Origin of the sequence: Candidatus Poriferisocius sp., from assembly GCF_965204015.1 — a bacterium.
GTDB lineage: Bacteria > Actinomycetota > Acidimicrobiia > Acidimicrobiales > Bin134 > Poriferisocius.
Genome location: NZ_OZ241965.1, coordinates 2,408,394 through 2,434,127, shown reverse-complemented (window position 1 = coordinate 2,434,127; position 25,734 = coordinate 2,408,394). Strand labels below are relative to the sequence as shown.

35 protein-coding genes and 1 pseudogene are annotated in these 25,734 nt (G+C 65.5%); 32 read left to right on the top strand and 4 right to left on the bottom strand.

What is annotated here, in order from left to right; genetic code table 11:
• Nucleotides 1-8: 8 nt before the first annotated feature.
• The 32 genes and pseudogenes from rpsS (at nucleotide 9) to alr (ending at nucleotide 21,391) form a co-directional block, all read left to right on the top strand.
• Entirely contained in the window at nucleotides 9-287 is a 279-nt protein-coding gene (rpsS, locus tag ACOGJC_RS10935) for a 30S ribosomal protein S19 (protein WP_419845027.1), read from the top strand.
• Nucleotides 287-1,090: a 50S ribosomal protein L22 gene (rplV, locus tag ACOGJC_RS10930; RefSeq protein ID WP_419845026.1), complete on the top strand. Its 804-nt coding sequence runs from the start codon at nucleotides 287-289 to the stop codon at nucleotides 1,088-1,090. The genes rpsS and rplV overlap by 1 nt, the downstream gene beginning before the upstream one ends.
• Entirely contained in the window at nucleotides 1,090-1,992 is a 903-nt protein-coding gene (rpsC, locus tag ACOGJC_RS10925) for a 30S ribosomal protein S3 (RefSeq protein WP_419845025.1), read from the top strand. The genes rplV and rpsC overlap by 1 nt, the downstream gene beginning before the upstream one ends.
• A 6-nt stretch (nucleotides 1,993-1,998) precedes the next feature.
• A complete protein-coding gene (gene rplP, locus ACOGJC_RS10920) occupies nucleotides 1,999-2,415 on the top strand; it encodes a 50S ribosomal protein L16 (RefSeq protein ID WP_419845024.1) in 417 nt (138 codons plus the stop codon).
• A gap of 2 nt (nucleotides 2,416-2,417) precedes the next feature.
• A complete protein-coding gene (gene rpmC, locus ACOGJC_RS10915; protein WP_419845023.1) occupies nucleotides 2,418-2,642 on the top strand; it encodes a 50S ribosomal protein L29 in 225 nt (74 codons plus the stop codon).
• Complete coding sequence (gene rpsQ / locus ACOGJC_RS10910) at nucleotides 2,635-2,937, top strand: 30S ribosomal protein S17 (RefSeq protein WP_419845022.1); 303 nt, start codon at nucleotides 2,635-2,637, stop codon at nucleotides 2,935-2,937. Before rpmC ends, rpsQ begins: the two co-directional genes overlap by 8 nt.
• Entirely contained in the window at nucleotides 2,934-3,302 is a 369-nt protein-coding gene (rplN, locus tag ACOGJC_RS10905) for a 50S ribosomal protein L14 (protein ID WP_419845021.1), read from the top strand. The genes rpsQ and rplN overlap by 4 nt, the downstream gene beginning before the upstream one ends.
• 5 nt (nucleotides 3,303-3,307) lie before the next feature.
• Nucleotides 3,308-3,616 (top strand): 50S ribosomal protein L24, encoded by a 309-nt coding sequence (gene rplX, locus ACOGJC_RS10900; RefSeq protein ID WP_419845020.1) that lies wholly within the window; start codon nucleotides 3,308-3,310, stop codon nucleotides 3,614-3,616.
• Nucleotides 3,616-4,185, top strand: coding sequence for a 50S ribosomal protein L5 (rplE, locus tag ACOGJC_RS10895; RefSeq protein ID WP_419845019.1), 570 nt, complete (start codon nucleotides 3,616-3,618; stop codon nucleotides 4,183-4,185). Before rplX ends, rplE begins: the two co-directional genes overlap by 1 nt.
• Nucleotides 4,186-4,189: 4 nt before the next feature.
• Nucleotides 4,190-4,375: a type Z 30S ribosomal protein S14 gene (locus ACOGJC_RS10890; RefSeq protein WP_419845018.1), complete on the top strand. Its 186-nt coding sequence runs from the start codon at nucleotides 4,190-4,192 to the stop codon at nucleotides 4,373-4,375.
• 12 nt (nucleotides 4,376-4,387) lie between these two features.
• Nucleotides 4,388-4,792, top strand: a complete 405-nt coding sequence (rpsH, locus tag ACOGJC_RS10885) for a 30S ribosomal protein S8 (protein ID WP_419845017.1) — start codon at nucleotides 4,388-4,390, stop codon at nucleotides 4,790-4,792.
• Between the two features lie 10 nt (nucleotides 4,793-4,802).
• Nucleotides 4,803-5,342, top strand: a complete 540-nt coding sequence (rplF, locus tag ACOGJC_RS10880) for a 50S ribosomal protein L6 (RefSeq protein WP_419845016.1) — start codon at nucleotides 4,803-4,805, stop codon at nucleotides 5,340-5,342.
• A 15-nt stretch (nucleotides 5,343-5,357) separates the two neighbouring features.
• Nucleotides 5,358-5,720 (top strand): 50S ribosomal protein L18, encoded by a 363-nt coding sequence (gene rplR, locus ACOGJC_RS10875; protein ID WP_419845015.1) that lies wholly within the window; start codon nucleotides 5,358-5,360, stop codon nucleotides 5,718-5,720.
• Nucleotides 5,720-6,313: a 30S ribosomal protein S5 gene (rpsE, locus tag ACOGJC_RS10870; protein WP_419845014.1), complete on the top strand. Its 594-nt coding sequence runs from the start codon at nucleotides 5,720-5,722 to the stop codon at nucleotides 6,311-6,313. Before rplR ends, rpsE begins: the two co-directional genes overlap by 1 nt.
• 5 nt (nucleotides 6,314-6,318) lie before the next feature.
• Nucleotides 6,319-6,504: a 50S ribosomal protein L30 gene (rpmD, locus tag ACOGJC_RS10865; RefSeq protein ID WP_419845013.1), complete on the top strand. Its 186-nt coding sequence runs from the start codon at nucleotides 6,319-6,321 to the stop codon at nucleotides 6,502-6,504.
• A complete protein-coding gene (gene rplO, locus ACOGJC_RS10860) occupies nucleotides 6,501-6,986 on the top strand; it encodes a 50S ribosomal protein L15 (RefSeq protein ID WP_419845012.1) in 486 nt (161 codons plus the stop codon). Before rpmD ends, rplO begins: the two co-directional genes overlap by 4 nt.
• A 36-nt stretch (nucleotides 6,987-7,022) precedes the next feature.
• Nucleotides 7,023-8,372 carry a preprotein translocase subunit SecY gene (gene secY, locus ACOGJC_RS10855; RefSeq protein WP_419845011.1) on the top strand — a complete coding sequence of 450 codons (1,350 nt, stop codon included), beginning with the start codon at nucleotides 7,023-7,025 and terminating at the stop codon, nucleotides 8,370-8,372.
• Nucleotides 8,372-8,929, top strand: a complete 558-nt coding sequence (locus tag ACOGJC_RS10850) for an adenylate kinase (RefSeq protein ID WP_419845010.1) — start codon at nucleotides 8,372-8,374, stop codon at nucleotides 8,927-8,929. Before secY ends, ACOGJC_RS10850 begins: the two co-directional genes overlap by 1 nt.
• A 112-nt stretch (nucleotides 8,930-9,041) precedes the next feature.
• Nucleotides 9,042-9,266 carry a translation initiation factor IF-1 gene (gene infA / locus ACOGJC_RS10845; protein WP_419845009.1) on the top strand — a complete coding sequence of 75 codons (225 nt, stop codon included), beginning with the start codon at nucleotides 9,042-9,044 and terminating at the stop codon, nucleotides 9,264-9,266.
• A 34-nt stretch (nucleotides 9,267-9,300) separates the two neighbouring features.
• Complete coding sequence (gene rpmJ, locus ACOGJC_RS10840) at nucleotides 9,301-9,414, top strand: 50S ribosomal protein L36 (RefSeq protein WP_419845008.1); 114 nt, start codon at nucleotides 9,301-9,303, stop codon at nucleotides 9,412-9,414.
• Between the two features lie 3 nt (nucleotides 9,415-9,417).
• Nucleotides 9,418-9,798: a 30S ribosomal protein S13 gene (gene rpsM / locus ACOGJC_RS10835; RefSeq protein WP_419845007.1), complete on the top strand. Its 381-nt coding sequence runs from the start codon at nucleotides 9,418-9,420 to the stop codon at nucleotides 9,796-9,798.
• 37 nt (nucleotides 9,799-9,835) lie between these two features.
• Nucleotides 9,836-10,234, top strand: coding sequence for a 30S ribosomal protein S11 (rpsK, locus tag ACOGJC_RS10830; RefSeq protein WP_419845006.1), 399 nt, complete (start codon nucleotides 9,836-9,838; stop codon nucleotides 10,232-10,234).
• Nucleotide 10,235: 1 nt separating this feature from the next.
• Nucleotides 10,236-10,853, top strand: a complete 618-nt coding sequence (gene rpsD, locus ACOGJC_RS10825) for a 30S ribosomal protein S4 (protein WP_419845005.1) — start codon at nucleotides 10,236-10,238, stop codon at nucleotides 10,851-10,853.
• Nucleotides 10,854-10,932: 79 nt separating this feature from the next.
• Nucleotides 10,933-11,874: a DNA-directed RNA polymerase subunit alpha gene (locus ACOGJC_RS10820; RefSeq protein WP_419845004.1), complete on the top strand. Its 942-nt coding sequence runs from the start codon at nucleotides 10,933-10,935 to the stop codon at nucleotides 11,872-11,874.
• A 13-nt stretch (nucleotides 11,875-11,887) separates the two neighbouring features.
• Nucleotides 11,888-12,238, top strand: a pseudogene (gene rplQ / locus ACOGJC_RS10815) (50S ribosomal protein L17); the annotation flags it as partial.
• 16 nt (nucleotides 12,239-12,254) lie between these two features.
• Nucleotides 12,255-13,004, top strand: coding sequence for a tRNA pseudouridine(38-40) synthase TruA (truA, locus tag ACOGJC_RS10810; protein WP_419845003.1), 750 nt, complete (start codon nucleotides 12,255-12,257; stop codon nucleotides 13,002-13,004).
• A 92-nt stretch (nucleotides 13,005-13,096) separates the two neighbouring features.
• The gene (rplM, locus tag ACOGJC_RS10805; RefSeq protein ID WP_419845002.1) at nucleotides 13,097-13,555 is read left to right on the top strand and encodes a 50S ribosomal protein L13; all 459 of its coding nucleotides are present in this window, start codon (nucleotides 13,097-13,099) and stop codon (nucleotides 13,553-13,555) included.
• Nucleotides 13,555-13,947: a 30S ribosomal protein S9 gene (gene rpsI, locus ACOGJC_RS10800; RefSeq protein ID WP_419845001.1), complete on the top strand. Its 393-nt coding sequence runs from the start codon at nucleotides 13,555-13,557 to the stop codon at nucleotides 13,945-13,947. The genes rplM and rpsI overlap by 1 nt, the downstream gene beginning before the upstream one ends.
• A 43-nt stretch (nucleotides 13,948-13,990) precedes the next feature.
• Nucleotides 13,991-15,301, top strand: coding sequence for a phosphoglucosamine mutase (glmM, locus tag ACOGJC_RS10795; protein ID WP_419845000.1), 1,311 nt, complete (start codon nucleotides 13,991-13,993; stop codon nucleotides 15,299-15,301).
• A 146-nt stretch (nucleotides 15,302-15,447) separates the two neighbouring features.
• Complete coding sequence (locus ACOGJC_RS10790) at nucleotides 15,448-18,849, top strand: SIS domain-containing protein (RefSeq protein ID WP_419848229.1); 3,402 nt, start codon at nucleotides 15,448-15,450, stop codon at nucleotides 18,847-18,849.
• Between the two features lie 23 nt (nucleotides 18,850-18,872).
• Complete coding sequence (locus ACOGJC_RS10785; RefSeq protein ID WP_419844999.1) at nucleotides 18,873-20,285, top strand: NAD(P)H-hydrate dehydratase; 1,413 nt, start codon at nucleotides 18,873-18,875, stop codon at nucleotides 20,283-20,285.
• Nucleotides 20,282-21,391, top strand: a complete 1,110-nt coding sequence (gene alr / locus ACOGJC_RS10780) for an alanine racemase (RefSeq protein WP_419844998.1) — start codon at nucleotides 20,282-20,284, stop codon at nucleotides 21,389-21,391. Before ACOGJC_RS10785 ends, alr begins: the two co-directional genes overlap by 4 nt.
• 9 nt (nucleotides 21,392-21,400) lie before the next feature.
• Here alr and ACOGJC_RS10775 read toward each other — a convergent pair whose 3' ends face one another.
• The 4 genes from ACOGJC_RS10775 to ACOGJC_RS10760 all read right to left on the bottom strand — a co-directional run bounded on the left by ACOGJC_RS10775 (nucleotide 21,401) and on the right by ACOGJC_RS10760 (nucleotide 25,589).
• The gene (locus tag ACOGJC_RS10775; RefSeq protein WP_419844997.1) at nucleotides 21,401-22,264 is read right to left on the bottom strand and encodes an SDR family NAD(P)-dependent oxidoreductase; all 864 of its coding nucleotides are present in this window, start codon (nucleotides 22,262-22,264) and stop codon (nucleotides 21,401-21,403) included.
• Between the two features lie 82 nt (nucleotides 22,265-22,346).
• On the bottom strand, nucleotides 22,347-23,231 hold the full coding sequence (locus ACOGJC_RS10770; protein ID WP_419844996.1) for a P1 family peptidase: 885 nt from the start codon (nucleotides 23,229-23,231) through the stop codon (nucleotides 22,347-22,349).
• 54 nt (nucleotides 23,232-23,285) lie between these two features.
• Nucleotides 23,286-24,422, bottom strand: coding sequence for an ergosterol biosynthesis protein (locus ACOGJC_RS10765; RefSeq protein ID WP_419844995.1), 1,137 nt, complete (start codon nucleotides 24,420-24,422; stop codon nucleotides 23,286-23,288).
• A 39-nt stretch (nucleotides 24,423-24,461) separates the two neighbouring features.
• Nucleotides 24,462-25,589 (bottom strand): DUF1295 domain-containing protein, encoded by a 1,128-nt coding sequence (locus ACOGJC_RS10760; protein WP_419844994.1) that lies wholly within the window; start codon nucleotides 25,587-25,589, stop codon nucleotides 24,462-24,464.
• Nucleotides 25,590-25,734: the final 145 nt, after the last annotated feature.

Sequence of the window (25,734 nt, the reverse complement as noted above, 5' to 3'; positions counted from 1 at the left end):
GACCCCTTATGCCCAGGAGTTTGAAGAAAGGCCCGTTCGTCGACGGCCACCTACTGCGCAAAGTCGACGCGCTCAACGACGAGAACACCAAGCAGGTCATCCGCACTTGGTCCCGCCGTTCCACCATCATCCCCGACATGGTGGGCCACACCATCGCGGTCCACGACGGCCGCAAGCACGTGCCGGTCTACATCACCGAGTCGATGGTGGGTCACAAGCTGGGCGAGTTCGCCCCCACCCGCACATTCCGGGCCCACGCCGGCCAAGAGCGGGGAGTCCGTCGCTGATGACCGCGGTCACCGTGGGCGCCGAGACCCGGCCGGGCAGCCGGGCAGTGGCCAAGTACGTGCGCTCCTCGGCCTTCAAGGCCCGGGAAGTGCTCGACCTGGTGCGAGGGAAGTCATACGCCGAAGCCCGGGAGATTCTGACCTTCTCGGAGCGGCGCATCTCCGACACCATCGCCAAGTGCCTCGACTCCGCGGTGGCCAACGCCGAGCACAACGACGAGCTCGACGGCGACGAGCTGTTCATCGCCGCCTGCTACGCCGACGAGGGCCCCACGCTGAAGCGCTGGCGGCCCCGAGCCCGGGGCCGGGCCACCCGCATTCGCAAGCGGACTTGCCACATCACCGTGGTTGTGGCCCGCTACTCCGATGAGGAATTGGCTGCCATCGACGCCCGCATGGCCCTGAAGGGCACCGGTCGGCGCAGCTCGGCCGCCGAAGCTCGCCGGCGGCGGGTGGCGGCCAGCCGAGAGCGCGACGCCGAGCGGGCCGAACACCAAGATCATGACGAGGACGATCTCGAGGCGACCGACGACGTCGACGACTTCGAAGACGACTTCGAAGAGCTCGACGAGGACGCAGAGGCGTTCGAGGATGAAGGCGAGGCTGTCTCTGAAGCAGAGACCGAAGAGGCCGAGACCGACGCCGAAGCTGTCGTCGAAGAAGAGACTGAAGAGGCCGAGACCGACGCCGAAGCTGTCGTCGAAGAAGAGACTGAAGAGGCCGAGACCGACGCCGAAGCTGTCGCCGAAGAAGACGACGAGACCGAGACCGAAGCCGAAGAAGAAGACGAGAAGGAATCCTGATGGGCCAGAAGATCAATCCTTACGGGTTCCGACTCGGGGTCACCACCGACTGGAAGTCGCGTTGGTTCGCCAACCGGCGGGAGTACGGCGACTTCATCATCGAGGACTGGAAGGTTCGCGACTACTTGATGTCGGAGCTGCCTCACGCCGCCATCAGCCGCATCGAAATCGAGCGCACCCGCGACCGACTGCGGGTAGACGTCCACACCGCCCGGCCGGGAATCGTCATCGGTAGGCGAGGCAGCGAAGCCGACCGGCTCCGCAACGGCCTGGCCAAGATCACCGGCAACAACCGGGTGCAGCTCAACATCCAGGAAATCAAGCAGCCCGAGTTGGACGCCGCCCTCATCTCCCAGGGAGTGGCCGACCAGCTGGCCAACCGAGTGGCCTTCCGCCGGGCCATGAAGCGAGCGGTCCAAAATGCCCAGAAGGCCGGAGCTCTCGGCATTCGGGTGCAGTGCTCGGGCCGCTTGGGCGGCTCAGAGATGGCCCGCACCGAGTGGTACCGGGAAGGCCGAGTTCCCCTGCACACCCTGCGGGCCGACATCGACTACGGCTTCCGAGAGGCTCACACCACTTACGGCCGCATTGGGGTGAAGGTGTGGATCTACAAGGGCGACATATTGCCCTACAAGACTCAGGCCGAAGACAAGATCAGCCGCGAGGCGGCCATGGCAGTCGGGGAAGCCTCCGGCTCGCAGAGGCCCCGGACTGTGGTGTCGTCGGCGGCGGCCCGGCGCCAGGGGGATGTGGACCGCCCTGAGGAAACCGAAGAGCCCGCCCCGTTGATCAAAGAGGCCGACCCCGAGTTCGAGAAGCTGCTCGAGGAGGAGGAGGACATCCTCCGCACCACTCGCGAGCACCGCGAGACACCGCACTTCCGGCCAGGCGATGGGGACTGACGAGCCATGTTGATGCCCAAGAAGGTCAAGCACCGCAAACACCATCGCGGCCGCACCAAGGGCCACGCCAAGGGTGCGACCAGCGTGAACTTCGGTGAGTACGGCATTCAGGCCCTGGAGCCGGGGTGGATCACCGCCCGGCAGATCGAGGCCACCCGTATCGCCATCACCCGGCACATCCGCCGGGGCGGCAAGGTTTGGATCAACATCTTCCCCGACAAGCCGGTTACCGAGAAACCGGCAGAGACCCGCATGGGCTCGGGCAAGGGCAACCCGGAGCGCTGGGTGGCCGTGGTGAAACCCGGCCGCATCCTGTTCGAGCTCTCCTACCACGACCGAGAGATGGCCCGCACGGCCATCGAGCGGGGAATCCAGAAGCTCCCCGTCAAGGCTCGTTTCGTCGAGCGCCGGGAAGGGTGGTAGCGATGGCCCGCAAAGCGACCTGGCAAGGCCTCAGCGACGCCGAGCTCATCGAGCGGCTGGACGAGGCCAAAGAAGAGGTGTTCAAGCTCCGTTTCCAAATCGTCACCGGTCGTTTGGACAACACCGCCCGCCTTAAGCAGGCCAAAAAGGAAGTGGCCCGGGCCATGACCGAGTTGCGCATGCGGGAGATCGAAGCTGCCGAAGCCCTGGAGGCTGAAAATGTCTGACCCCACAATTTCTGATCCGACGACGGAAGCGCAGCCCGCCCCCCGGCCCAACGGCCGCAAGGTGCGGGAGGGAATGGTGGTGTCGGTTGCCATGGACAAGACCGCGGTGGTGTCAACTACCGATCGCGTCCGCCATCGCCGATACAACAAGACCGTGCGGCGTACCACCCGCTTGTACGTCCACGACGAGACCAACCAGCTCGCGGTGGGCGACCGGGTGCGGGTCCAGGAAACCCGTCCGCTGTCCAAGAACAAGCGGTGGCGGCTACTCGAAGTAGTGGAGCGGGCACGATGATCCAGCAAGAAACCCGGGTTAAAGTGGCCGACAACTCCGGGGCCAAAGAGGTGCTGTGCATTCGGGTGCTGGGCTCCTCCCGCAAGCGCTACGCCACCATCGGCGATGTGTTTGTGGCCACCGTCAAAGACGCCATGCCCGGTGCCGCAGTCAGCAAGGGCGACGTGGTGCGCTGCGTGCTGGTCCGGGCCAAGAAGGAGAAGCGGCGCAAGGACGGCTCCTACATCCGCTTCGACGAGAACGCCGCCGTGCTCATCAACGATCAGCTCCAGCCGCGGGGAACCCGCATTTTCGGCCCGGTGGGGCGGGAGCTGCGGGACAAGCGGTTCATGCGCATTGTGTCGCTCGCACCGGAGGTGCTGTAGCTGCCATGAAGATTCGCAAAGGAGACCGAGTCCGGGTGCTCAACGGAAAAGACCGGGGCAAGGAAGGCGAAGTCATGTTCGCCTTTCCCACTGAGGGGACGGTGATCGTGGACGGCGTGAACATCGCCACCAAGCACCAGGGTCCCCGCCAGGGGATCATGCAGACCGGCATCATCGACAAGGAGATGCCCATCAAGGTCTCCAATGTGGCCGTGATCAGCCCCGCCGACGGCCGCCCCACCCGAGTGGGATACCGCTTCGACACCGACGGCCGAAAGATCCGAGTCTGCCGTCGTACCGGAGTTGATCTGTAATGGCCGCCGCAACCGCAGCCGCCCCCCGGCTCCAAACCCTGTACCGGGAAGAGATCCGCGACCAGCTCAAAGAGGATCTAGAGCTCGACAACGTCATGCAGGTGCCCCGCTTCGAGAAGATCGTCTTGAACATGGGCGTGGGCGAAGCCGTGGCCCAAGCCAAGCTGCTCGATGGAGCGGTGGCCGACCTGACCATCATCGCCGGACAGCGCCCCATTATCACTCGGGCCAAGAAGTCCATCGCCAACTTCAAGATCCGCGAGGGGAACCCCATCGGGGCCAAGGTCACCCTCCGAGGTCCCCGCATGTGGGAATTCCTGGACCGGCTCATCAACCTGGCCATTCCCCGCATCCGGGACTTCCGCGGCCTCTCGCCCCGATCCTTCGACGGGAACGGCAACTACTCGTTCGGGGTCACCGAGCAGCTCATCTTCCCTGAGGTCGACTACGACTCCATCGACACCGTCAGGGGCATGGACATCACGATCGTCACTACCGCAAGCACCGACGAGGAGGGCCGAGCGCTGCTCGAGGCCTTCTCGTTCCCATTCCAAGCCGAGGAACAGTAACTCAATGGCAAAAAAGGCACTTGTCCAAAAACAACAGCGAACGCCCAAGTTCAAGGTGCGGGCCTACACCCGTTGTCGCCGTTGCGGCCGCCCCCGGGCTGTGTACCGCAAATTCGGCCTCTGCCGGGTATGCCTGAGGGAGCTGGCCCACGCCGGCGAGATCCCCGGCCTGACCAAAGCGAGCTGGTGAGGTGATGCGACTGTGACTATGACCGACCCCATCGCCGACATGTTGACTCGCATCCGCAACGCCAACACCGCCATGCGCGACGAGGTGAAGATGCCGTCCTCCAAGATGAAGGTGGCGCTGGCCGGCGTCCTGAAGAAAGAGGGCTACATCGACAACTTCGAGGTGGCCGAGGCCGAGCGCGGCCCCGGGCAGACCCTCACCATCGACATGAAGTACTCCGACCAGCGGGAGCGGGTCATCTCCGGGATCACCCGGGTGTCCAAGCCCGGCCTGCGGGTCTACTCCAAGTCGGACGGCATCCCCCGGGTGCTCGGCGGGCTGGGGGTGGCCATCGTGTCCACCAGCAAGGGATTGATGAGCGACCGCGAGGCTCGCCGCCGCCGCATCGGCGGCGAAGTCGTCTGCGTGGTCTGGTAGGAGGCCCGCGGTGTCACGAGTTGGAATGAACCCCATACCGGTGCCCGACGGCGTGGACATCGCCATCGACGGCGCCCATGTCACGGTTACCGGCAAACGAGGCTCACTGGAGCACGACCTTCCCGAGACCATCTCGGCTCGAATCGAGGACGGGTTCGTCGTCGTCGAGCGGGCCGACGAGCAGCGCAATACCAAGGCGCTGCACGGGCTGAGCCGGTCGCTGTTGGCCAACATGGTCACCGGTGTCAGCGAGGGCTACCGCAAAGAACTCGAGATCGTGGGGGTGGGCTATCGGGCTATCGCCCAAGGCGCCGGCAAGATCGAGTTGCAGTTGGGGTTCAGCCACCCGGTGTACGTCGAGGCGCCTGACGGCGTGACGTTCGAGGTGCCCAACCAGACGAGCATCCACGTGCTGGGCTTCGACAAACAAGCAGTCGGCCAAGTGGCCGCCGACATCCGGTCCATCCGCAAGCCTGAGCCCTATCGGGGCAAGGGCATCCGCTACGCCGGAGAGCGGATCATTAGAAAAGCCGGTAAAGCGGCCAAGTAGGGCACGGGAAGAGACATGAGCAGCGTCAAGCACAAGCACCAGAGCCGGGTCCGGCGCCATCGCCGGGTCCGCAAGAAGATCCAAGGCACCGCCGAACGTCCCCGCTTGGCCGTGTACCGGTCAAACCGCCACATCATCGCCCAACTCATCGACGACGGTGCGGGCCACACCATCGCGTCGGCCTCCACAACCGAGTCTGAGCTGCGGTCCGGGCCGACTGGCAACATGGCCGGGGCAGCGGTGGTGGGCAAGCTCATCGCCGAACGGGCCAAAGAGAAGGACATCACTGCGGTGGTGTTCGACCGGGGCGGCTTCCGCTACCACGGACGAGTTGCCGCCCTGGCTGATTCAGCTCGAGAAGCTGGACTGGAGTTCTGATGACTGATACCTCAACCCCAACTCCAACCGGCGACGCCCAGCTGCGCGACTCTCGGGTCATAAACATCAACCGGGTGGCCAAGGTGGTCAAGGGCGGACGCCGGTTTTCCTTCACCGCCCTGGTGGTGATCGGCGACGGCGCGGGACGGGTCGGGCTGGGCTACGGCAAGGCCAAAGAGGTGCCCCTGGCCATTCAGAAGGGCACCGAGGAAGCCCGCCGCAACCTGTTCCGGGTACCGCTGGCCTCCTCCACCATCACCCATCCGGTTATCGGCGAGATGGGGGCCGGGCGGGTGCTGCTCAAGCCGGCTGCCCCCGGTACCGGCGTGATTGCTGGTGGCGCCGCTCGGGCCATCTTGGAAGAGGCTGGCATCGGCGACGTGCTGTGCAAGTCGCTGGGCTCGCCCAACCACATCAACGTGGCCCGAGCCACCATTGCCGGACTCAAGGCCCTCAAGCGCCCCGACGAGGTGGCCCGCCACCGGGGCATTCCGGCCGACGAGTTCGTGCCCGCCGGACTGCTGGCCGCCTATCGGGAATCGGAGCGCACATCCGCCGCCGCGGCCGCCGCCGCGGTGGAAGACGAGGAGTAGGCGCCATGGCTATCAAGGTCACCCAGATTCGTTCGCAGATTGGCACACGGCCCAAGCAGCGGGGCACGCTGCGGGCATTGGGCTTGCGGGGCATCGGGCAGACCAACACCCTGCCGGACGCCCCTGAGATCAGGGGGATGATCGACAAGGTGGCCCACCTGATTTCTTGGGAGGAGACCGACGAATCATGAAGGTCCACGATCTGAAACCAGCTCCCGGCTCTCGCAAGCGGCCGCAGCGCAAAGCTCGGGGCATCGCCGGCAAGGGCGGGAAGACCGCGGGCCGGGGCATGAAGGGCCAGCGGGCTCGGAGCAAGATCCCCGTCGGCTTCGAGGGCGGCCAGATGCCACTGGCCCGCCGGGTGCCCAAGCTGCGGGGGTTCAAGAACCCGTTTCGGGTGGAGTACCAGGCCATCAACCTGGACGTGATCGAGGCCACCGGGCTCGACGAGATCACTCCTGAAGTCCTGCACGAGCACGGGCTTTTGCACAAGGGCGCATTGGCCAAGGTGCTGGGCCGAGGTGAGCTGACCCGAGCGGTCACCGTAAAGGCCCACGGATTCTCCGAGTCGGCGAAAGCGGCCATCACCGCCGCAGGCGGTAGCGTAGAGGTGTTGCCCAAGCCCTTCACCGGGCGGCCCCCGGCCAAGGGCAACGCCCTAACCAACCGATAGCCGAAGCCTGACAAGGTCGATGGGGTAGGAGACGCCGTGCTCACCAGGGTGACGAATATGTTCCGGGTCGCAGATCTTCGGAACAAGATCCTGTTCACCCTGTCGATGCTGGTCATCTTCCGACTCGGCGTGGCCATCCCCTCGCCCGGCGTCGACCTCGACGCCGTCGATCAGCTCCGCAACCAGGCTGATGCCGGCGGCGTTACCGGGTTGTTGAACTTCTTCTCCGGCGGTGCCTTGTCGCAGTTCGCCATCTTCGCCCTGGGCATCTTCCCCTACATCACCGCATCCATCATCATGCAGGTGCTGGGCGTGGTGATCCCCCGCATCGAGCAGTGGCAGAACCAGGGCGCGGTGGGCCAGCGCAAGATCACCCAGTGGACCCGGTACCTGACCATCGCCATCGCCATCATCCAGGCCACCTCGTTCTCCTTCCTGTTCCACAACGGAGGCGGCGGGCTCAGCCTGACGGGCGGCAACGCCAACCAGGCCATCGACCTGTTGCCCAACTTCACCGCCCCGCGGGTATTCCTGGTGGTGCTCACCCTCACCGCCGGCACCGCTCTGTTGATGTGGATGGGCGAACTCATCACCCAAAAGGGCATCGGCAACGGCATGTCGCTGATCATCTTCGCCTCGGTGGTGTCCACCATCCCCAACCAGTTCTCGCTGGTGAAGGCGTCCGAGGGGTGGGGCGCGGTGTTCGTGATCGCCCTCATGTACTTGGCCCTCTTGGTAGCCATCGTGTTCGTGGAGAACGGCCAGCGACAGATACCGGTGCAGTTCGCCAAGCGGGTGGTGGGCCGGCGCATGGCCGGCGGCCAGAGCACCTACATCCCGCTAAAGGTGAACCAGTCGGGTGTTATCCCCATCATCTTCGCCAGCTCGGTCTTGTACCTGCCGATCCTTTTGGCCGCGGTGCTGCCGTCTGATTCCAACCCCGACCACAACACCTGGGGAGAAAGCGTCCAGAGCTGGGTGAACACCCACTTGGGCGATCCGGCCGACACGGTGTACCTGATCGTATTCGCCCTGATGATCGTGGGATTCGCCTACTTCTACACCGCCATTACCTTCGACCCGGTCAAGCAGGCCGACCAGATACGCAAGCAGGGCGGGTTCATCCCCGGCATCCGACCGGGCCGCCAGACCGAGCGCTACCTGGGCCGCATCCTGTCGCGCATCACCTTGCCCGGGGCGCTGTTCATCGCCGCGGTGGCCGTCATCCCCGCCATCGCCCTCTCCCAGTACATCCCCAGCCAGAGCGCAACCGCCTATAGCTTCAGCGGCATCTCCGTGCTCATCGCGGTGGGCGTGGCGCTGGAAACCATGAAACAGATCGACAGCCAGCTGATGATGAGAAACTACGAGGGCTTCTTGAAGTAATGCCCAAAGTCTTGGTCATTTTGGGGCGTCAAGGGTCAGGCAAAGGCACCCAGGCCGCATTGCTGGCGGAACGCTATGGCGTGATCCACGTATCCACCGGCGACATGCTTCGGGCCGCAGTGGACGCGGGCACCGATTTGGGTCTGCGGGCCAAGGCGGTGATGGATGCCGGCGACCTCGTGGGCGACGACATCATGATCGGCATTGTCGATGAACGGTTGGCCGACGACGACATCGGTGCCAACGGTGTGCTGTTGGACGGCTTCCCCCGCACCACCGCCCAGGCCGACGCCCTGGCCGAGATCACCGGCGGGAACGGGCCCGACCTGGCCATCAACCTCGACGTGCCCAGTGACGAGGTCACCGAGCGGATGTTGGCCCGGGGCCGAGCCGACGACACCGCCGAGACCATCGCCCGCCGGCTGGAGCTCTATGAGGCTGAAACCGCTCCATTGCTGGCCTGGTTCAAGGAGCGGGGGAGTTTGACCGTGGTCGACGGGCTGGGCACTGAAGACGAGGTGTTTGCCCGCCTCGCCGAGGTCATCGATGCTCTCTAGCAGTTTGTTCGCATCGAAAGGGCCAGATAGCATAGTCATTCGGCTCTCTTAGTGGGCCGATATTCGCGCGGTTCGCCGCACCAGCTTGCCAAGACGTCAGGAGAGGTCGCCCTTGGCGAAAAACAAGGAAGACGCCATCATCATGGAAGGGACGGTTACCGAGTCTCTTCCCAACGCCATGTTCCGGGTCGAACTCGAGAACGGGCACAAGGTGCTGACCCACATCTCCGGCAAGATGCGGATGCACTACATCAGAATCCTCCCCGGCGACCGGGTCCAAGTGGAATTGACCCCCTACGACCTTCAGCGGGGCCGGATCACCTACCGATACAAATAGCCAGCCAGCACAACGGATCATCGAAAGGCACACCGTGAAAGTCCGTCCCAGCGTCAAGAAAATCTGCGACAAGTGCAGAGTCATACGCCGTCATGGGCGAGTGCGGGTGATCTGCTCCAACCCCCGACACAAGCAGCGGCAGGGCTGAACTGTGGCTCGTATCGCCGGCGTCGACATCCCGAGGGAGAAGCGGACCGTGGTTTCGCTTACCTACATCTATGGCATCGGGCCGTCTTTGGCCCGCCAGGTTTGCTCCGAGACCGATATCAACGAGAGCACCCGACTGCGCGACCTCACCGATGAAGAGGTGGCCCGACTGCGCAACTACATCGAGGGCAGTCTCCGGGTGGAAGGCGACCTTCGCCGGGAGACCAGCCAAGACGTCAAGCGCAAGATGGAAATCGGCTGCTATCAGGGGCTGCGCCATCGCCGGGGGCTCCCCGTGCGCGGCCAGCGCACCCATACCAACGCCCGGACCCGCAAGGGCCCGAAGAAGACCGTCGCCGGCAAGAAAAAGGTTATGAAGAAGTGAGCGATGAAGAAGTGAGACGAGAAGGGATTTTTCGCTAATGGCCAAGCCATCAGCCGCAGGGCGTCGACCCCGCCGTCGAGAGCGCAAGAACATCTCCTACGGGGTGGCTCACATCAAGAGCTCCTTCAACAACACCATCGTGACCATTGCCGACCAGCAGGGCAACGTCATCTCCTGGGCTTCAGCCGGCAATGTCGGATTCAAGGGGTCCCGCAAGTCCACCCCGTTCGCCGCCCAGATGGCCGCCGAGCAGGCCGGCCGCAAGGCCATGGAGCACGGGGTACGGAAAGTAGACGTGGAAGTCCGCGGGCCGGGCTCGGGCCGCGAGACCGCCATCCGGTCGCTTCAGGGAGTGGGCATCGAGATAACCGGCATCAAAGACGTCACCCCCATTCCCCACAACGGTTGCCGCCCGGCCAAGCGGCGGAGGGTCTGACATGTCCCGCTACACCGGCCCGCGATCCCGGGTGTCCCGGCGCCTCGGCGTGAACGTATGGGGCACCAAGGGCGAGACCATCGCCCTGGAGCGGCGCCCCTATCCCCCGGGCGAACACGGAAGGTCCCGGCGCCGGGGCAACGTGTCCGAGTACCTGCTCCAGCTTCAGGAGAAGCAGAAGGCCCGGTACACCTACGGCCTCAACGAGCGCCAGTTCCGCAACATCTTCAAGGAGGCGGCCCGCCACAAGGGGGTCACCGGCGAGAACATGCTGCGGTTCTTGGAGCTGCGGCTCGACAACGTGGTGTACCGCCTCGGCTGGGCCGCCACCCGCCCCCAGGCCCGCCAGTTCGTCTCCCACGGCCACATCAACGTGAACGGCCGCCGGGTCAACATCCCCAGCTACCGGCTCCGCAAGGACGACGTGCTGTCGCTGCGGGACAAGGCCAAGGAGATGATCGTGGTGACGTGGAACCTGGATGTGCTCGACCGCACTCCGCCCGCCTGGCTGAGCCGGAGCGACGACGGCCTCGAAGCCACCGTGCGAGACGCCCCGCTGCGCGAGCAGATCGATGTGCCCGTGAGAGAGCAGCTCATCGTCGAGCTCTACAGCAAGTAAGCCAAATTCGACCGCCATTCCAATAACCGAGCAAGTTGACCATCACTACTTCAAGCCCAAGAACTGAGGGAGCCGGATCATGCTGGTAATGCAACGACCCACCGTGGAGTCCGTTACCGAGCCGGAAGACAATCGCCAGAGGTTTGCCATCGGCCCACTGGAGCCTGGCTTCGGGCACACCCTCGGCAACTCGCTGCGCCGAGCACTGCTGTCGTCGATCCCCGGCGCGGCCGTGATCCGGGTGCGTTTCGACGACGCCCTCCACGAGTTCGACACCATCACCGGTGTGGCTGAGGACGTAACCGACATCATCTTGAACCTGAAGGATCTCGTCCTGCGATGCCACAGCGAAGAACCGGTTGAGCTCCGCATCGACCAGCGGGGCCCCGGCGAGCTCACCGGGTCGGACTTGGCCGTCAACCCCGATGTCGAGGTGCTCAACCCTGAACTGGTCATCGCCCGGTTGAACGACAAGGCCCGCTTGGCCCTGGACATCACCGTCTCCCAGGGACGGGGCTATGTCTCAGCCGAGACCAACAAGGAGGACTCCACCATCGGGGTCATCCCCATCGACTCCATCTTCTCCCCCGTGCGCCGGGTGACCTACAACGTTGAACCCACCCGAGTGGAGCAGTCCACCGAGTTCGACCGGCTGGTTCTCGACATCGAGACCGACAGCTCCATAACACCCCAGGATGCTCTGGCCTCGGCCGGTGCCACCCTGCGCACCCTGGTGCAGTTGGTGGAGGAGATGAGCGACGAGCCCCAGGGGCTGGGCATGGCAGAAGCGGGCAGTGCTCTCGCCGGCGCCCCCGACCTGGATTTGCCCATCGAAGACCTGGAGCTTTCCGAACGGCCTCGCAACTGCCTCAAGCGAGCCCAGATAAACATGATCGGCGAATTGCTGGCCCGCACCGAGGACGAGTTGCTGGCCATCACCAACTTTGGCCAGAAATCGCTGGACGAGGTCAACGAGAAATTGGACGAGCGGGGCCTCGCCCTGGCCGGCCCCCGGTCGTAGAACAGGGAACACCATGCCCGGACGACCCCGCAAAGGACGCCGCTTCGGCGGCAGCTCGCAGCACCAAAAGCTGATGATGGCAAACTTGGTGGCCTCGCTGATCGCCGCCGAGGCCATCACCACCACCGAGGCCAAGGCCAAGGCCATGCGCCCGGTGGCGGAGAAGCTCATCACCAAGGCCAAGAAGGGCGGACAGCACAACCACCGTCAGATCCTGGCCCACCTGGGGGACCCGGAGATCGCCGACAAGCTCATGGTGGACATCGGCCCCCGCTATGCCAACCGGCCCGGCGGCTATACCCGCATTCTCAAGCTGGGGCCCCGCTATGGCGACAACGCCCCCATGGCCCGCATCGAGCTGGTTTAGCTCCCCAGCGGCCGTGCGGGTACGAGCAACGGTCGCCTACCACGGCGAGTCGTTCCACGGATTCGCCGTCAACGAAGGAGTCCGCACGGTTGGGGGCGATCTCACCGATGCCCTTTCCCGCTGCCTGCGCCAATCGGTCGAGCTGACCTGCGCTGGCCGCACCGACACCGGCGTCCATGCTTGGGGTCAGGTGGTGAGCTTCGACGCTCCCGACGACGCCGACCTCCTCCGTGCTCATACCGCGGTAAACCGCATGTTGGCCCCGGCCATCGTGGTACGCGACATAGAGGCCGCTGCCGACAATTTCGACGCTCGCTTCGACGCCAACAGTCGCACCTACCACTACACCGTCTTGAACCGGGACGTGCCCGATCCGTTTCTGGCCGGCACCGCCTGGCACTGCCCCCAGCCGTTGGACATCGACGCCATGAACGAGGCGGCCACTGCCATTGTGGGCGAGCACGACTTCTCCTCGTTCTGCCGCCGCCAGCACACCGCCGACGGCACGGAGAAGTCCCGGGTGCGCAATGTCTGTCGGGCCAAGTGGCACAAAGCCGACCAAGGCCTGGTGCGCTTCGAAATCGAGGCCTCCTCCTTCTGCCACCAGATGGTCCGCTCCATCACCGGCACCCTGGTGGATATCGGCGCCGCTCGCCGCCCCCCCGAAGCCATGGCCGCCATCCTGGCCGCCAAAGACCGCGCCGAAGTCCCCAACCTGGCCCCGCCTCACGGCCTCTGCCTGTGGTCGGTCTCCTATCCGTAAATCGTTGGGCGCAACCCTCGCTGGGGCAGTTGTCACTCTCCCGGTGTGGGCCGTATCATTGCCTTTCCGGGATCGCGTCCGAAGGAAACCCGATGCCCACCTACACCCCGAAAATCAAAGACATCGAACGCGCGTGGCACGTCGTGGACGCCGAGGGTCTCATCCTCGGTCGGATGGCCACCGAGGTGGCCAGCGTTTTGCGGGGCAAGCACAAGCCCGGGTTCACGCCCCACCTCGACACCGGTGACCACGTGATCATTGTGAACGCCGAGAAGGTGGTGCTCACCGGCAGCAAGACCACCGACAAGCAGGTGTACCGCCACTCCGGCTTTCCCGGCGGTCTGCGCCAAACCAGCTACGGACACCTGTTGGAGACCCAGCCCGCCGAGGCCGTGCGCCGCACCGTGCGGGGGATGCTCCCCAAGAACCGTCTCGGCCGCCAAATGCTCCGCAAGCTCAAGGTCTACGCCGGACCACTCCATCCCCATGAAGCCCAGAAGCCCCAGCCTTTGGAGATTGCTGGTGCTCGATCTCACATCGGAGACTCGTGATGTCCGCCCCTTTGACCCAGGCCACTGGACGCCGCAAACGAGCTGTGGCCCGCGTCCGGCTTCGCCCCGGCACCGGACAGGTGACCGTCAACGGGCGCAAGGACGACGACTACTTCCCCTCCCGGAGCCATCGAATGGCGTACATGGCCCCCCTTCGGGTCACCAACACCGCCGAGATGTACGACATCGACGTGAACATGCACGGCGGCGGAGCCAACGGCCAGGCCGGAGCCCTGCGATTGGGCATTTCCCGGGCGCTGGTGGCCTTGGACCCTGAGATGAGGGAAGTGCTCAAGCAGGAGGGATTCCTGACCCGCGACGACCGCAAGAAGGAATCCAAGAAGTACGGCCTGAAGAAAGCCCGCAAGGCACCCCAGTACTCCAAGCGCTAAGCGGGATGGCCAGCGGCCTGCTTTCCAGGAGCTAAGCCCTCCCGTGCTGCGCTTTGGAACCGACGGGGTTCGGGGACGAGCCTATGAAGAGCTCTTACCCGACGACATCGTTCGGCTGGCCCAAGCGGCGGCCGAAGTCCTCAATCCTTCTGGCCCGGTAATCATCGGCCGCGACACCCGAGAGTCCAGCCCAGACTTCGCCGCGGCTTTGGCCGCCGGATTCAGCGTGGTCGGAGTTCCCACCATTGACTTGGGGGTTGCCCCCACTCCGGCGGTGGCGTGGGCCGCGGCCAGAAACCGCTCCCCCGGGGCCATGGTCTCGGCATCGCACAATCCGTGGCACGACAACGGCGTCAAGCTATTCGGCCCCGAGGGCCTGAAGCTCGACAACGAGTCTCAAGCTGCCTTGGAGTCCACCCTGGACGATTCCGATCGCCGCACAGTGACCGCGCTCGGCGCTCCGCCGCGAACCTCCGATGGCTCAAAGCTGTTGCAGGACTACCAAGACGCAGTGGCCGACACCGTTGATTTTGACGGACGCGGCCTCAGTGTGGTGGTGGACGCGGCCCACGGTTCAGCCACCACCGTGGTCCCCGGTCCGCTCCAGGCTCACGGTGTGACCGTCACCGTCATCAACTCATCCCCCAGCGGACGCAACATCAACTACCGATGCGGTTCTACCCGCCCTGAAACAGTGGCCAAGGCAGTTCGCCGGCAGAAGGCCGACTTGGGCCTCGCCTTCGACGGCGACGCCGACCGGGTGTTGGCGGTGGACCACACTGGCGAACTGGTCGACGGCGATCAGATCATCGCCATCTGCGCGGCCGACCGCCACCAACAGGGTCGGCTGCCAGGCGACACCGTGGTGGTAACGGTGATGACCAACCTGGGCTTCCACCGGGCCATGGCCCAACAGGACATCAACGTGGTGACTACCCCGGTGGGCGACCGTCATGTTTGGGCTGCGCTCCAAGACGGCGACTGGGCGCTGGGCGGCGAGCAATCGGGCCACGTGATCTTCCCCGCTTTGGCCACCACCGGCGACGGCCTGGTCACCGCGTTGCAGCTCCTCGACGTGGTCGCCCGCCGAGGCTTGCCGCTCAGGGACTTGGCCGCTGAGGCCATGACCAAGATGCCCCAGGTCCTCCACAACGTGGCCATCGACCCCGACTCCATCGACGAGCAGCGCCTGTCGGCCGCCGCCGCCGCCGCCCAACAAGAACTCGGCACCGGCGGCCGAGTCCTAGTCCGCCCCTCCGGCACCGAACCCGTCATCCGAATAATGGTCGAAGCCGAAACCTCGCAGATCGCAGAATCCATCGCCGCCAACGTCGCCAAGGCGATAGGCACCTGAACCCTGCGGCCTGAGGGCGCTCGGCAAGTCATTTCACGGGTTGGCCACTAACCTGGGGAGAGATGTGCGGCATTGTCGCGGTGGTCCGGCGCTGGTCACGGCGTGTTCCCCCGACCTCGGCCGAGGTCCTTGACCTTTTGAGCCCGGTGGTCGTGTCTCTGCGCGACTTAAGCAGCACCGGTGATCTGGCGGGGGGAATCGGGGCCGCGGCGGCCAACCTGACTCAGGCCGACCGCCTGCTCCAGGGCACCGCGGGGCTTCAAGCGCTGTTGGCCGAAAAGCCGCTGCGAGCCACCATCCGAGCCACGTTGAGCGAGATTGACCGGCTGATTGGCCAACTGGAAGCCGATCTTGACCGGTCGGGAAGCGACTGGGCCACCGAAGCGGTCAACGCCGCGCTGATTCAGATGAAGGACTCCGTGTGGGCCATCGGCAACGACCGGCTGAACACCGCCGATGCGGTGGCCGAGTTGGCCGGACCCAACGCCGGTGTGGCGACCTTGTCGGCATTCAGCTCGGTGCAGATCGCCCTATCGGCGCTGGATCGGCTGGAAGTTCGGGGCCGGGACTCCGCCGGATTACATGTGATGGTCAGCGGACACGCCCTCGACCCTGCCGACCCGGCGGTAGCCGCCGCACTGGCCGAGCGGGCCGGTGATCCCCAGTTCCGGACGGGTTCGGTGCGCTGGGCCGACAACTGCTTGAGCTTCGTGTACAAGGCGGCCGCGGAGATCGGAGAACTCGGCGACAATACCGCTGCATTGCGAGCCGCCATCGCCGCTGACGAGCTGTTGGCCGCCGCGGTGGACGCCCCGGATGCTTCTGCGGTGGTCATCGGGCATACCCGCTGGGCCAGTGTGGGCATGATCAACGAGGCCAACGCCCATCCGCTCAACTCCGAACTGGCCGATAACCCCTCCCTGCCCTACGCCATCGGCGCGCTGAACGGCGACGTGGACAATCACACTGATCTAGTGGCCGACTACAACCTGGACTGGCACACCGGCATCACGACCGACGCCAAGGTCATACCCGCCCTCTGGTCGGCTCGCCTTGGAGGCTCCGACAGTCCCGAGACGACCATCGATGCTTTTCGCCGGACGGTGGCCGACCTCACCGGCTCGGTGGCCATCGCCGGTCAGACCGCAGCGCACGCCAGCCAGCTTCTGCTGGCCTTGCGGGGCAGCGGCCAGGCCCTCTACATCGGCACCGCCGAGGATGCCTACGTGGTGGCCAGCGAGCCCTACGGCCTGGTGGAGCAATCCAACCGCTATCTGCGCATGGACGGCGAGACTCCATCCGACCCCAACAACGCCGACGCCAGCCGGGGCCAAGTGGTGGTTCTCAACCGCGACCACGCCGGAGATCTCACTGCTGCCAAGCGCTACTCCTATGACGGCACACCGCTGCCGGTAGGAGACACCGACGTCGTCGACGCCGAAATCACTACCCGGGACGTCGACCGCCGAGGCTTCCCCCACTTCTTGTTGAAGGAGATCACTGAGTCGCCGGAGTCGTTCCGCAAAACCCTGCGGGGTCGAATCGTCACCACAAAGGGAGAGCAGGGCTCCCCGAGCTTGGCGGTGAAGCTGGGGACCGAGACACTGCCCGACTCCCTGGTGCAGCGGCTCGCCAACGGGCAGATCGCCAATTTCATCGTCATCGGCCAGGGCACCGCCGCGGTGGCCTCCCACAGCTTGGCCCACTTCTTGCGTCACGAGCTGCCCGACCGCCACGTCAGCTCGGTTCAGGCCACCGAGTTGTCGGGGTTCGGCTTGCAGACCGATATGAGCGACACCCTGGTCATCGCCATCAGCCAATCGGGCACCACCACCGACACCAATCGCACCGTCGATCTCGTTCGACGCCGGGGAGCAGCAGTCGTCGCCATCGTCAACCGGCGCAACAGCGACCTCTGCGACAAGGCCGACGGGGTGCTCTACACCTCCGACGGCCGAGACGTGGAGATGAGCGTGGCCTCCACCAAGGCGTTCTATGCCCAAGTGGCCGCCGGGGTCCTGCTGGCCGTGGCCCTAGCCGACGCCGCCAACGGCGATCGTCCAACCGTTGGCCGCCACCACGAGCGCCGCCAGCAGCTGTTGACCTCGCTGCGCGATCTTCCCGATGCCATGGCCGAGGTGCTCGGCCTGCACACCCGCATTGCCGACATTGTCCGGCGCCACGCGTTGGGCCGCACGTACTGGGCCGTGGTGGGCAACGGCCTCAACCGGGTGGCCGCCGAGGAAGTCCGGATCAAGCTCTCGGAGCTGTGCTACAAGTCCATCGCCTGCGATACCACCGAGGACAAAAAGCACATCGACCTGTCCTCAGAGCCGATGATCCTTGTGTGCGCCGCCGGGCTGCTCGACTCCACAGCCCACGACGTGGCCAAAGAAGTGGCCATCTTCCGGGCCCACAAGGCCGCTCCCATCGTGATCACCAGCGGAACCGAAGCCCGGTTCGATGCCGCCGCCGAAGTCATCGCCACCCCCACCACTGCCTCGCCTGAACTGGCCTTCGTTCTGGCCACCATGGTGGGCCACCTATTCGGTTACGAGTCGGCGCTGGCCATCGACGAATTGGCCCAGCCTCTGCGGGAGACCCGGGCGGCCATCGAAGCCGAGGTGGCTAGCAGCAGTGCTGATGGCGGCGCGGGCACCGACAGCCAGCAGATGCTGGAAAAGCTCCGCTCTCAATTCACCCCCGCGGCCCAGCAGTTCTTCCAAGATCTGCGCCAAGGCCGCTACAACGGATGCCTCGAAGCCGGTACCGCGGCCGAAATGGCCTCCATGTATCGCTACGCGCTGGGAATCGCCCCGCTGGATGCCTACCAACTCGAACGGGGTCGGGTGGGCACGCCCGCCGTGGTGCTGGAAGACCTCACCGCCATGCTCTCCGTGGCGGTGGGCGAGCTGACCCGACCGGTTGACGCCATCCGCCATCAGGCCAAGACCGTCACGGTGGGTATTTCCCGGGCCGAGGAGTCGCTGCTGGAGCTGCCGCTGATCCGGGCCGTCCTCGACGCCGGGGCCTCCCGCCACCAGCTCAGCTACCAAACCCTGCGCACATTGACCGCTCTCGACCCCGCGGTGGCCGAGGTCACCGGGTACATCCGCTACAGCATCAACGGCGATCCCGAAGTACCCAGCACCACCATCCATGTGATCGATCGGGGCGGCATCACCGTGGGGCTGGCCTCCCGCACCGAACGCGATCCCACCCTGCGAGGCAGCAAGCACTTGGTGGCAATCGAGCGCCAGGTTCAAGCTGCTCGAGGGCGCTCCGACGGCCGGACCATCGTGCTGATCCCCGAGGTCAAAGACCGCCAGACCACTGGCCTCACCCTCTTGCATGTGCGGTTCCGGCCCAGCCTCTCACCAGAGACGGCCCAACAGGTGCTGGAGGGCTATCGGAACCGATTCGCCGCCCTGCGCGACGAGGTCACCGAGACCGAACCCGACTTCCGCCTCGACCGACTGGGCGATATCAGCACCGAAGACCTCCTGCTGGAGCCAATGGCCGAGCTGGCCGATCGCTGGCGGCCTTAGTGGTGTTCAGGTACGCCTTTGACATGACCCCCATCGTCACCCCGGCTGAGATGGCCGTCATCGATGCGGCCGCCCCGGAGCCGGTCGAGGAGTTGATTGAGCGGGCCGGGGCCGCACTGGCCCGAACGGCGCTGGACATGATGGGGGGAGGATACGGACGACGGGTGACGGTGCTGGCCGGCAAGGGCAACAACGGCGCCGACGGACGGGCCGCAGCCCAGCGGTTGCGCCGCCGCGGTGTCCGAGTGGCGGTGGTCGATGCCGCCGACGCCCCCGACTCGCTGCCCGCGGCCCACTTGGCCATAGACGCCGCCTACGGCACCGGCTTGCGCCGGCCCTATTCCCCACCCGAACCAGCGTCTTCGCTCGACAACCCCGATCAGGCTGCTCCGATCCTGGCCGCCGACATCCCCTCGGGAGTAGATGGTTTGACCGGTGAGATTCCCGGGCACGCCTGGGCTGCGGCCCAAACTGTGACTTTCGGGGCACTCAAGCCGGGGTTGATCCTTCATCCCGGCGCACAGCACTGCGGCCGAATCACGGTGGCTCCTATCGGCCTCGACGTGTCAAGAGCCCGAACCCATCTGGTGACCGCCGACGATGTGGGCCGCTGGCTGCCGGTGCGGCCCGCGGTGGCCCACAAGTGGAAAACCGCCTGCTGGGTCATCGCGGGGTCGCCGGGCATGACCGGGGCCGCTCATTTGGCCGCCACCGGCGCCCTGCGAGGCGGATCGGGCTACGTTCGGCTCAGCACGCCCGGCCTCGACGCTGCTGATCTTCTGGCCGGCTCCGCTGCCCCCACCGAGGCCGTCGGCTGGCCCCTGCCGGCCGATGATTGGGCCTCGGTGGTGGACGCCGACGAACTGGCCCGATTCAAGTCCGTGCTGGTCGGGCCCGGATTAGGCCGACACCCCAGCACCGTCCAAGCAGTCCGCGACCTCGTTGCCCAAGTTCCGCTCCCTCTGGTAGTGGACGGCGACGGCCTCAGCGCCCTGGGTCCTGACGCGCCCGATCTGTTGACCCAACGCACCGCTCCCACCGTGCTCACCCCCCACGATGGGGAATACCGCATCCTCACCGGTACGGCGCCCGATGCCGACCGATTCGCCGCCGCCCGCTCGCTGGCCGCCGCCACCGGCGCCCTCGTTCTGCTCAAAGGCCCCACCACCGTGGTGGCTCATCCCAGCGGAGACGCACTAGCCGTAACCAGCGGTGACGCCCGGCTGGCCACCGCCGGCACGGGCGACGTGTTGGCCGGTCTCATCTGCGGCCTGCTCAGCACCGGTGCCGAGCCCATGCACGCCACCGCCACCGCCGCCTGGCTCCACGGCCAGGCGGCCACCGCCTGCCCACTGGCCGCCATGGCGGCGTCCGATCTGCTTTCTTCCCTGCCCAGAGTTTGGGAAGCCGTCGTCCAACAAAGAGCGGTGAGATGAGGCCAACCTGGTCTGACATCGATCTTTCTGCCATCGCCCACAATGTGAGGCTCTTGACTGAACTCGCCCAACCGGCCGAGCTCTGCGCGGTGGTCAAAGCCGATGCCTACGGGCACGGCATGATCCCGGTGGCCCGAACCGCGGTGGACGCGGGCGCGACCACCTTGGCCGTGGCGCTGGTGGACGAAGGCGTCCACCTCCGAGAAGCCGGCATCGACACCCCCATCCTTTTGTTGTCGGAGCCTCGGCCCAATGAGTTTGCCCAGGTGGTCGAATTCGGGCTTATCCCCACCGTGTACCAGGGCGTGGGCTTGGCGGCCGCCGCAGCCGCGGCCGCCGCAGCCAACCAGCGGCTACCCGTCCACCTCAAGGTCGATACCGGCATGGCCCGAGTAGGCGCGCCACCGGCTGAAGTCATGATGCTGGCCGATGCCATTGCCGACCGGGACACGTTGGAGCTGGCCGGAGTGTGGACCCATTGCGCGGTGGCCGACGAGCCCGACAACCCGTTTACCGCCTACCAGATCGAGCAATTCAACCACCTGCTGTCCCGGCTACGGCTGGCTAGCCATCACGACTTCAGCCGCCACTTGGCCAACTCGGCGGTGGCCATGGCCCACCCTGCCGGGCGCTTCGACATGGTGCGCTGCGGCATCGCCATCTACGGCATTCCGCCGTCGCCGGCCTTGGCCGGCTGCCTACCGCTTCAGCCGGCCATGACCCTGCGCACCGAGGTGGCCATGGTCAAGACCATCGCCGCCGGCACCCCCGTGTCCTACGGCCACCACTACACCACCCCCGCCGACACCCAGTTGGCCACCATCCCCATCGGCTACGCCGACGGCTGGACCCGCCGCCTCGGCATGACCGGAGGCGAAGTGCTGATCGGCGGCCACCGACGGCCCATCGCCGGGGTAGTGACCATGGACCAAACAATGGTGGACTGCGGCCTCGACTATCCGGTGTCTCCCGGCGACGAGGTGATCTTGCTGGGCCGACAAGGCGATGACGAGATCACCGCCACCGAGATCGCCGAGCGCCTCGATACCGTGGCCTACGAGGTAGTCTGCAACCTCGGTCGCCGCGTTACCCTGCGCTATCAGTAACGGAAAGCTCTACCGAGACGGCGGTATTGCGTTCGGCAGCCCCACGGTGTACTCGGGATTGGTCTCATTCATGATCGACTCGGTGCGGGCTGCGATCCTCTCTTTGAAATCGGGATGGGGGAAGATCCAGAACTTGTCGTCACGCACTGCTTCGAACACCAGCTCGGGAATCTCGGTCGGGTCGGTGCCCTCGTCAATGGCATTGATCAAGGCGGTGTGAAAGGCGGCCGCCTCGGCGTCGGCCGACATGGGGCCGCAGGTGTCGTCGTAGGTGTCGGGTCGGTTGCGCTCCGCCCGGAAGATCCCGGTGGCCACCGGGCCGGGGCACAGGCACGACACCCCGATTGGCGCATCGATCATGTCCAACTCTCGATGGAGCGACTCGGCAATGGCCACCGCTCCATACTTCGAGGTGCTGTAAGGCCCGAGCAGGCCCCCGGAGGTGAGCCCGCCGACCGAGGCGGTGATCACCACGTGGCCCTCTTCGCCCTTCTCCAACATCCGGGGAATGAAGCTGCGCACGCCGTGGATCACGCCCCACAGGTTCACGTCCAGCACCCAGCGCCAATCGTCCACCGTGTTCTCCCACGTGAATCCACCGGTGAGCACTCCGGCGTTGAGGTGCACCAGGTGGATGCCGCCGAACCGCTCCAGGGCCGCGTTGGCCAGCGCCTCGTTGGCATCTGGGCTGGTCACATCGGTCAACATGAGCTGGGCGTTCTCCAGGCCCCCCACGGTCTCGGCCAAACCGGCCTCGTCGATGTCACCGGCTAAGACGTGCATCCCCTCGGCGGCGGCTTTGCGCACCATGGCCCGGCCCATGCCGCTGGCTGCCCCGGTGATCACCGCCACCTTCCCGGCCAAGTCCTTCATGTCAACCCCCTTTTTGATCGCAATCAGTCACCGACATCATGGCCCACCGAGATCTTTCTTTTCCCATCGCGCTCAAACGCAATCAATGCCGGCCCACCGAGCGGATTGCTGTCTCCACGGCGGCTGCGGCCATCAGCCGCACCAGCCCGAAATCGGCCTCAACCTGGCCGGTGGCCCCTACCACCAGGGCATCCCCGTCGCCGTCGGTGTGGGCGGGCAACAGGGCTCGGGCCATGCCGCTGTGTCCGCTGCGGGCCACCCGGTAGCAGCCCAGCTTGTCGAGGGCCGCGTTGGTGGCCACCACGCCGATGGTGGTGTTGGCCAACTCCTGGGAATCGTCCTCGCCAGCAAACGGATCGGCGGGCTGGTGCTGATAGGTGCCATCGGTCAGCGCTTGTTGCACCCCACCGTCGTTGATCGACCCCGAGGCGTTCACCGCCACCAGCGCGCCCACCAGCACATCGTCCACCTGAAGCAGGGCGCCTCCCAGTCCACCCGGCTGGCGGTTCTCCGCGCCCTGCCACTTGTTCATGGTGGCCCCGGTGCCGACCCCCACCCTCCCCCGCGGGAGATCCTCCTCGCGGGCTGCCTGAGCCGCGGCGTAACCGGCCTCGGGCCCGGGCCGCACCGAACCGTCGCCCTCGGTCAAGTCGTACAGCGACAGACCCACCACGATGGGAACCCGGCCGCCCCGAGTCTCAAACCCCCGGCCCTGTTCCTCGCACCACCGCATCACCCCATCAGCCGCTGCCAACCCGAACGCCGATCCCCCCGACAGCACCACCGCGTCCACCTGGCTCACCGTCCGCTCCGGGGCCAGCAACCCGAAGTCCCGGGTGGCCGGCGCGCCCCCCCGAATCTCCCCCGACGCCGTTGTGCCCTCGGGAAACACCACCACCGTGCACCCCGTGCGGGCCACCTCGTCGGTCCAGTGCCCCACCAACACACCCTCGCCGACTCCCAACATCACCGCCGACCGTACCGCACCCTCACTGAACCGCGCATCGGCTCGCGAGCTGGATCAGTAGATGCCGGGAACGATTCGGTAGGGAACTCGCTGCCGGTATTCGGCCCACTTCTCAGGGCCGTACTTGACCGCGCAATGCCGGTCGTCCTGCCTCTGGCGGATGAGAAACAACGCGATGACGTAGACGAAGTAGACCCATGCCCACAAGATGCCGAAATGACCCCAGACCAGGGCGATGGCGAGGCCGAAGCACCACTCGCCCATGTAGTTGAAATGCCGGGCAGCGCCCCAGAAGCCGCTGCACAGAATCTTGCGATCGCCGGCCTCGATGACCTCCGGCGCGAACACACCGAGAAACGTGCGGTCGGGCCAGCGCTTGAACGTGTACTTCTGCAAACTGGCGCCACGGGTGATGCACAATCCTGCGGCGTACAGCGCAGGCACACCGATCAGCCACAACACGCGCCATCCGCCCGAGAACCCTGGGTCGGGGTGAGCCGCCAAACCCCACATCGGAATGATGAACACCCAGCCGTAAACGATCAGCCCGCCCCAGAACAGCTTGAAGCCGAGCCGTTCGTGAATGATGTCGTACGTATAAAGCATCGTCCGTTCGAAGACGAAGTAGTCGAGCACGTAGACGGTGACGAAAGCCGCGAATGCGAAGACGCCCGGATTGAGGTCGGCAATGTTGTCGTGGTGCCACACTGCGCCGGACCACGCGTTGAGCGACAGCATGGTTCCGCCGACGATGTAGAAGTACATCTTGAGGTCGAGGCGGCCGTTGAAGAACTGCATCTCGGGGGCCCGCCCGAACCACCAGGCCAGGAGACGGTTCTTGACCTCGCCTTCGGGCTGGGTGAACACCGCTATCGCGGTCAGGATGGCGGCGAGCACCGTTCCGCCGGCCACGGCGTACAACGACGACCGGTAGAACCAGTCCCGCGGCATGCCGGTGAGCTCGAACCACCACAGCACTTGGGCCACGGCGAACACCAGCGGACCGTTGAGGCGGTAGCTGCGGGGCTGGCCGGTGGCCGTGTCGACGACGTAGCCCGTCACGCGCCTGCCCGGCAGGATCAGTTGGAGCACTAGGAAGGCGGCCATCACGAACAGCGGCGTGAAGAACCCCAGGACCGCCTCGCCCGCAGTCAACTCAGTTAGGTGCCCGACACCGAGCCACTCGAACATCAGTGGCCTCCTCTCCGATACCGCTTCAGCCGCTCGACGCTAGAAGATGCCGGGGATGATCCGGTACGGAACCCGAGCCTGGTATTCGGCCCACTTCTCTTCGCCGTACTTCTCGGCGCAGGCCTTGTCGTCTTCGAACTGACGGGGAACGAAAAACGCAACGATAAACACCCCGTACGTCCAGGCCCACAGGTCGGAGAAGTGCCCAAAGGTCAGCGCCACGGCAATTCCGTACAGGCCTTCGCCGAAATAGCCGAAGTGCCGTGCTTTCCCCCAGAACCCGCTGACCAGAATCTTGCGCTCGCCGGCTTCGATGTACTCCGGCTCGATGATGCCGAGGAACTTGCGCTCGGGCCAGCGCTTGAACGTGTACTTCTGCATGTTGGAGCCGCGGGAGATCGTCCAGCCCACCAAGAACAGTGCTGCGCTGCCGATCAGCCAGAAGTACATCCAGCCGCCTGAGATGCCTGGGTCGGCGACTGGCGCCAACCCCCACAGCGGCAGCACGAACATCCAGCCCCACACGAACGGCCCGCCCCAAACGAGCTTGAATCCGACGTTCTCGTGGATGAGGTCGTAGGTGTAGAGCTGCACTCGTTCCCAGACGAAGTAGTCGAAGACGTAGAAGCAACTGATGGCGGCGTAGAGGAACAGGCCAGGGTTGGCATCGGCAACGTTGTCGTTGTGCCATGCGGCGGCGGACCACGCATTGAGCGACAGCATCGTGCCGCCCACCATGTAGAAGTACATCTTGAGGTCGAGGCGGCCGTTGAAGAATTGCAGCTCTTGCGCCCGTCCGAACCACCAGGCCAGCAGGGGGTTCTTCTGTTCGCCTTCGGGCTGGGAGAACACCACGATGGTATTGGCGATGATCGCGATCACCACGCCGCCCGCTATCGCATACATGGTCGACCGGTAGAACCAGTCGCGCGGCATCGCGAATGCCCACACGATGTGCGCAAGCACGAACACCGCCACTCCGTTGAGCCGGTACTTGCGGGGCTCGCCGGTCTCGCGGTCGGTGGCGTAGCCGGGCACCCGCCTCCCGGGCAAGATCATGTGCGCTACGAAGATCGCAACGCAGACGAACAGCGGCGTGAGGAATCCCAGCACCACCTCGCCGCCGGACAACTTGAACAGATGGTCGATGCCAAGCCAGTCGATCATGATCTGCACCCCTCCCCGCGCCTGCCTCCGCAGAATACCAGTATTGCCGTCAGCGGTTTAGGACCGAGGCGCTCCGGCGGCGCAGCACCCGCCCAAGTCCATAACTTGCAATTCCCCTATCGAATCTGCAGGTGGGGGGCGTATT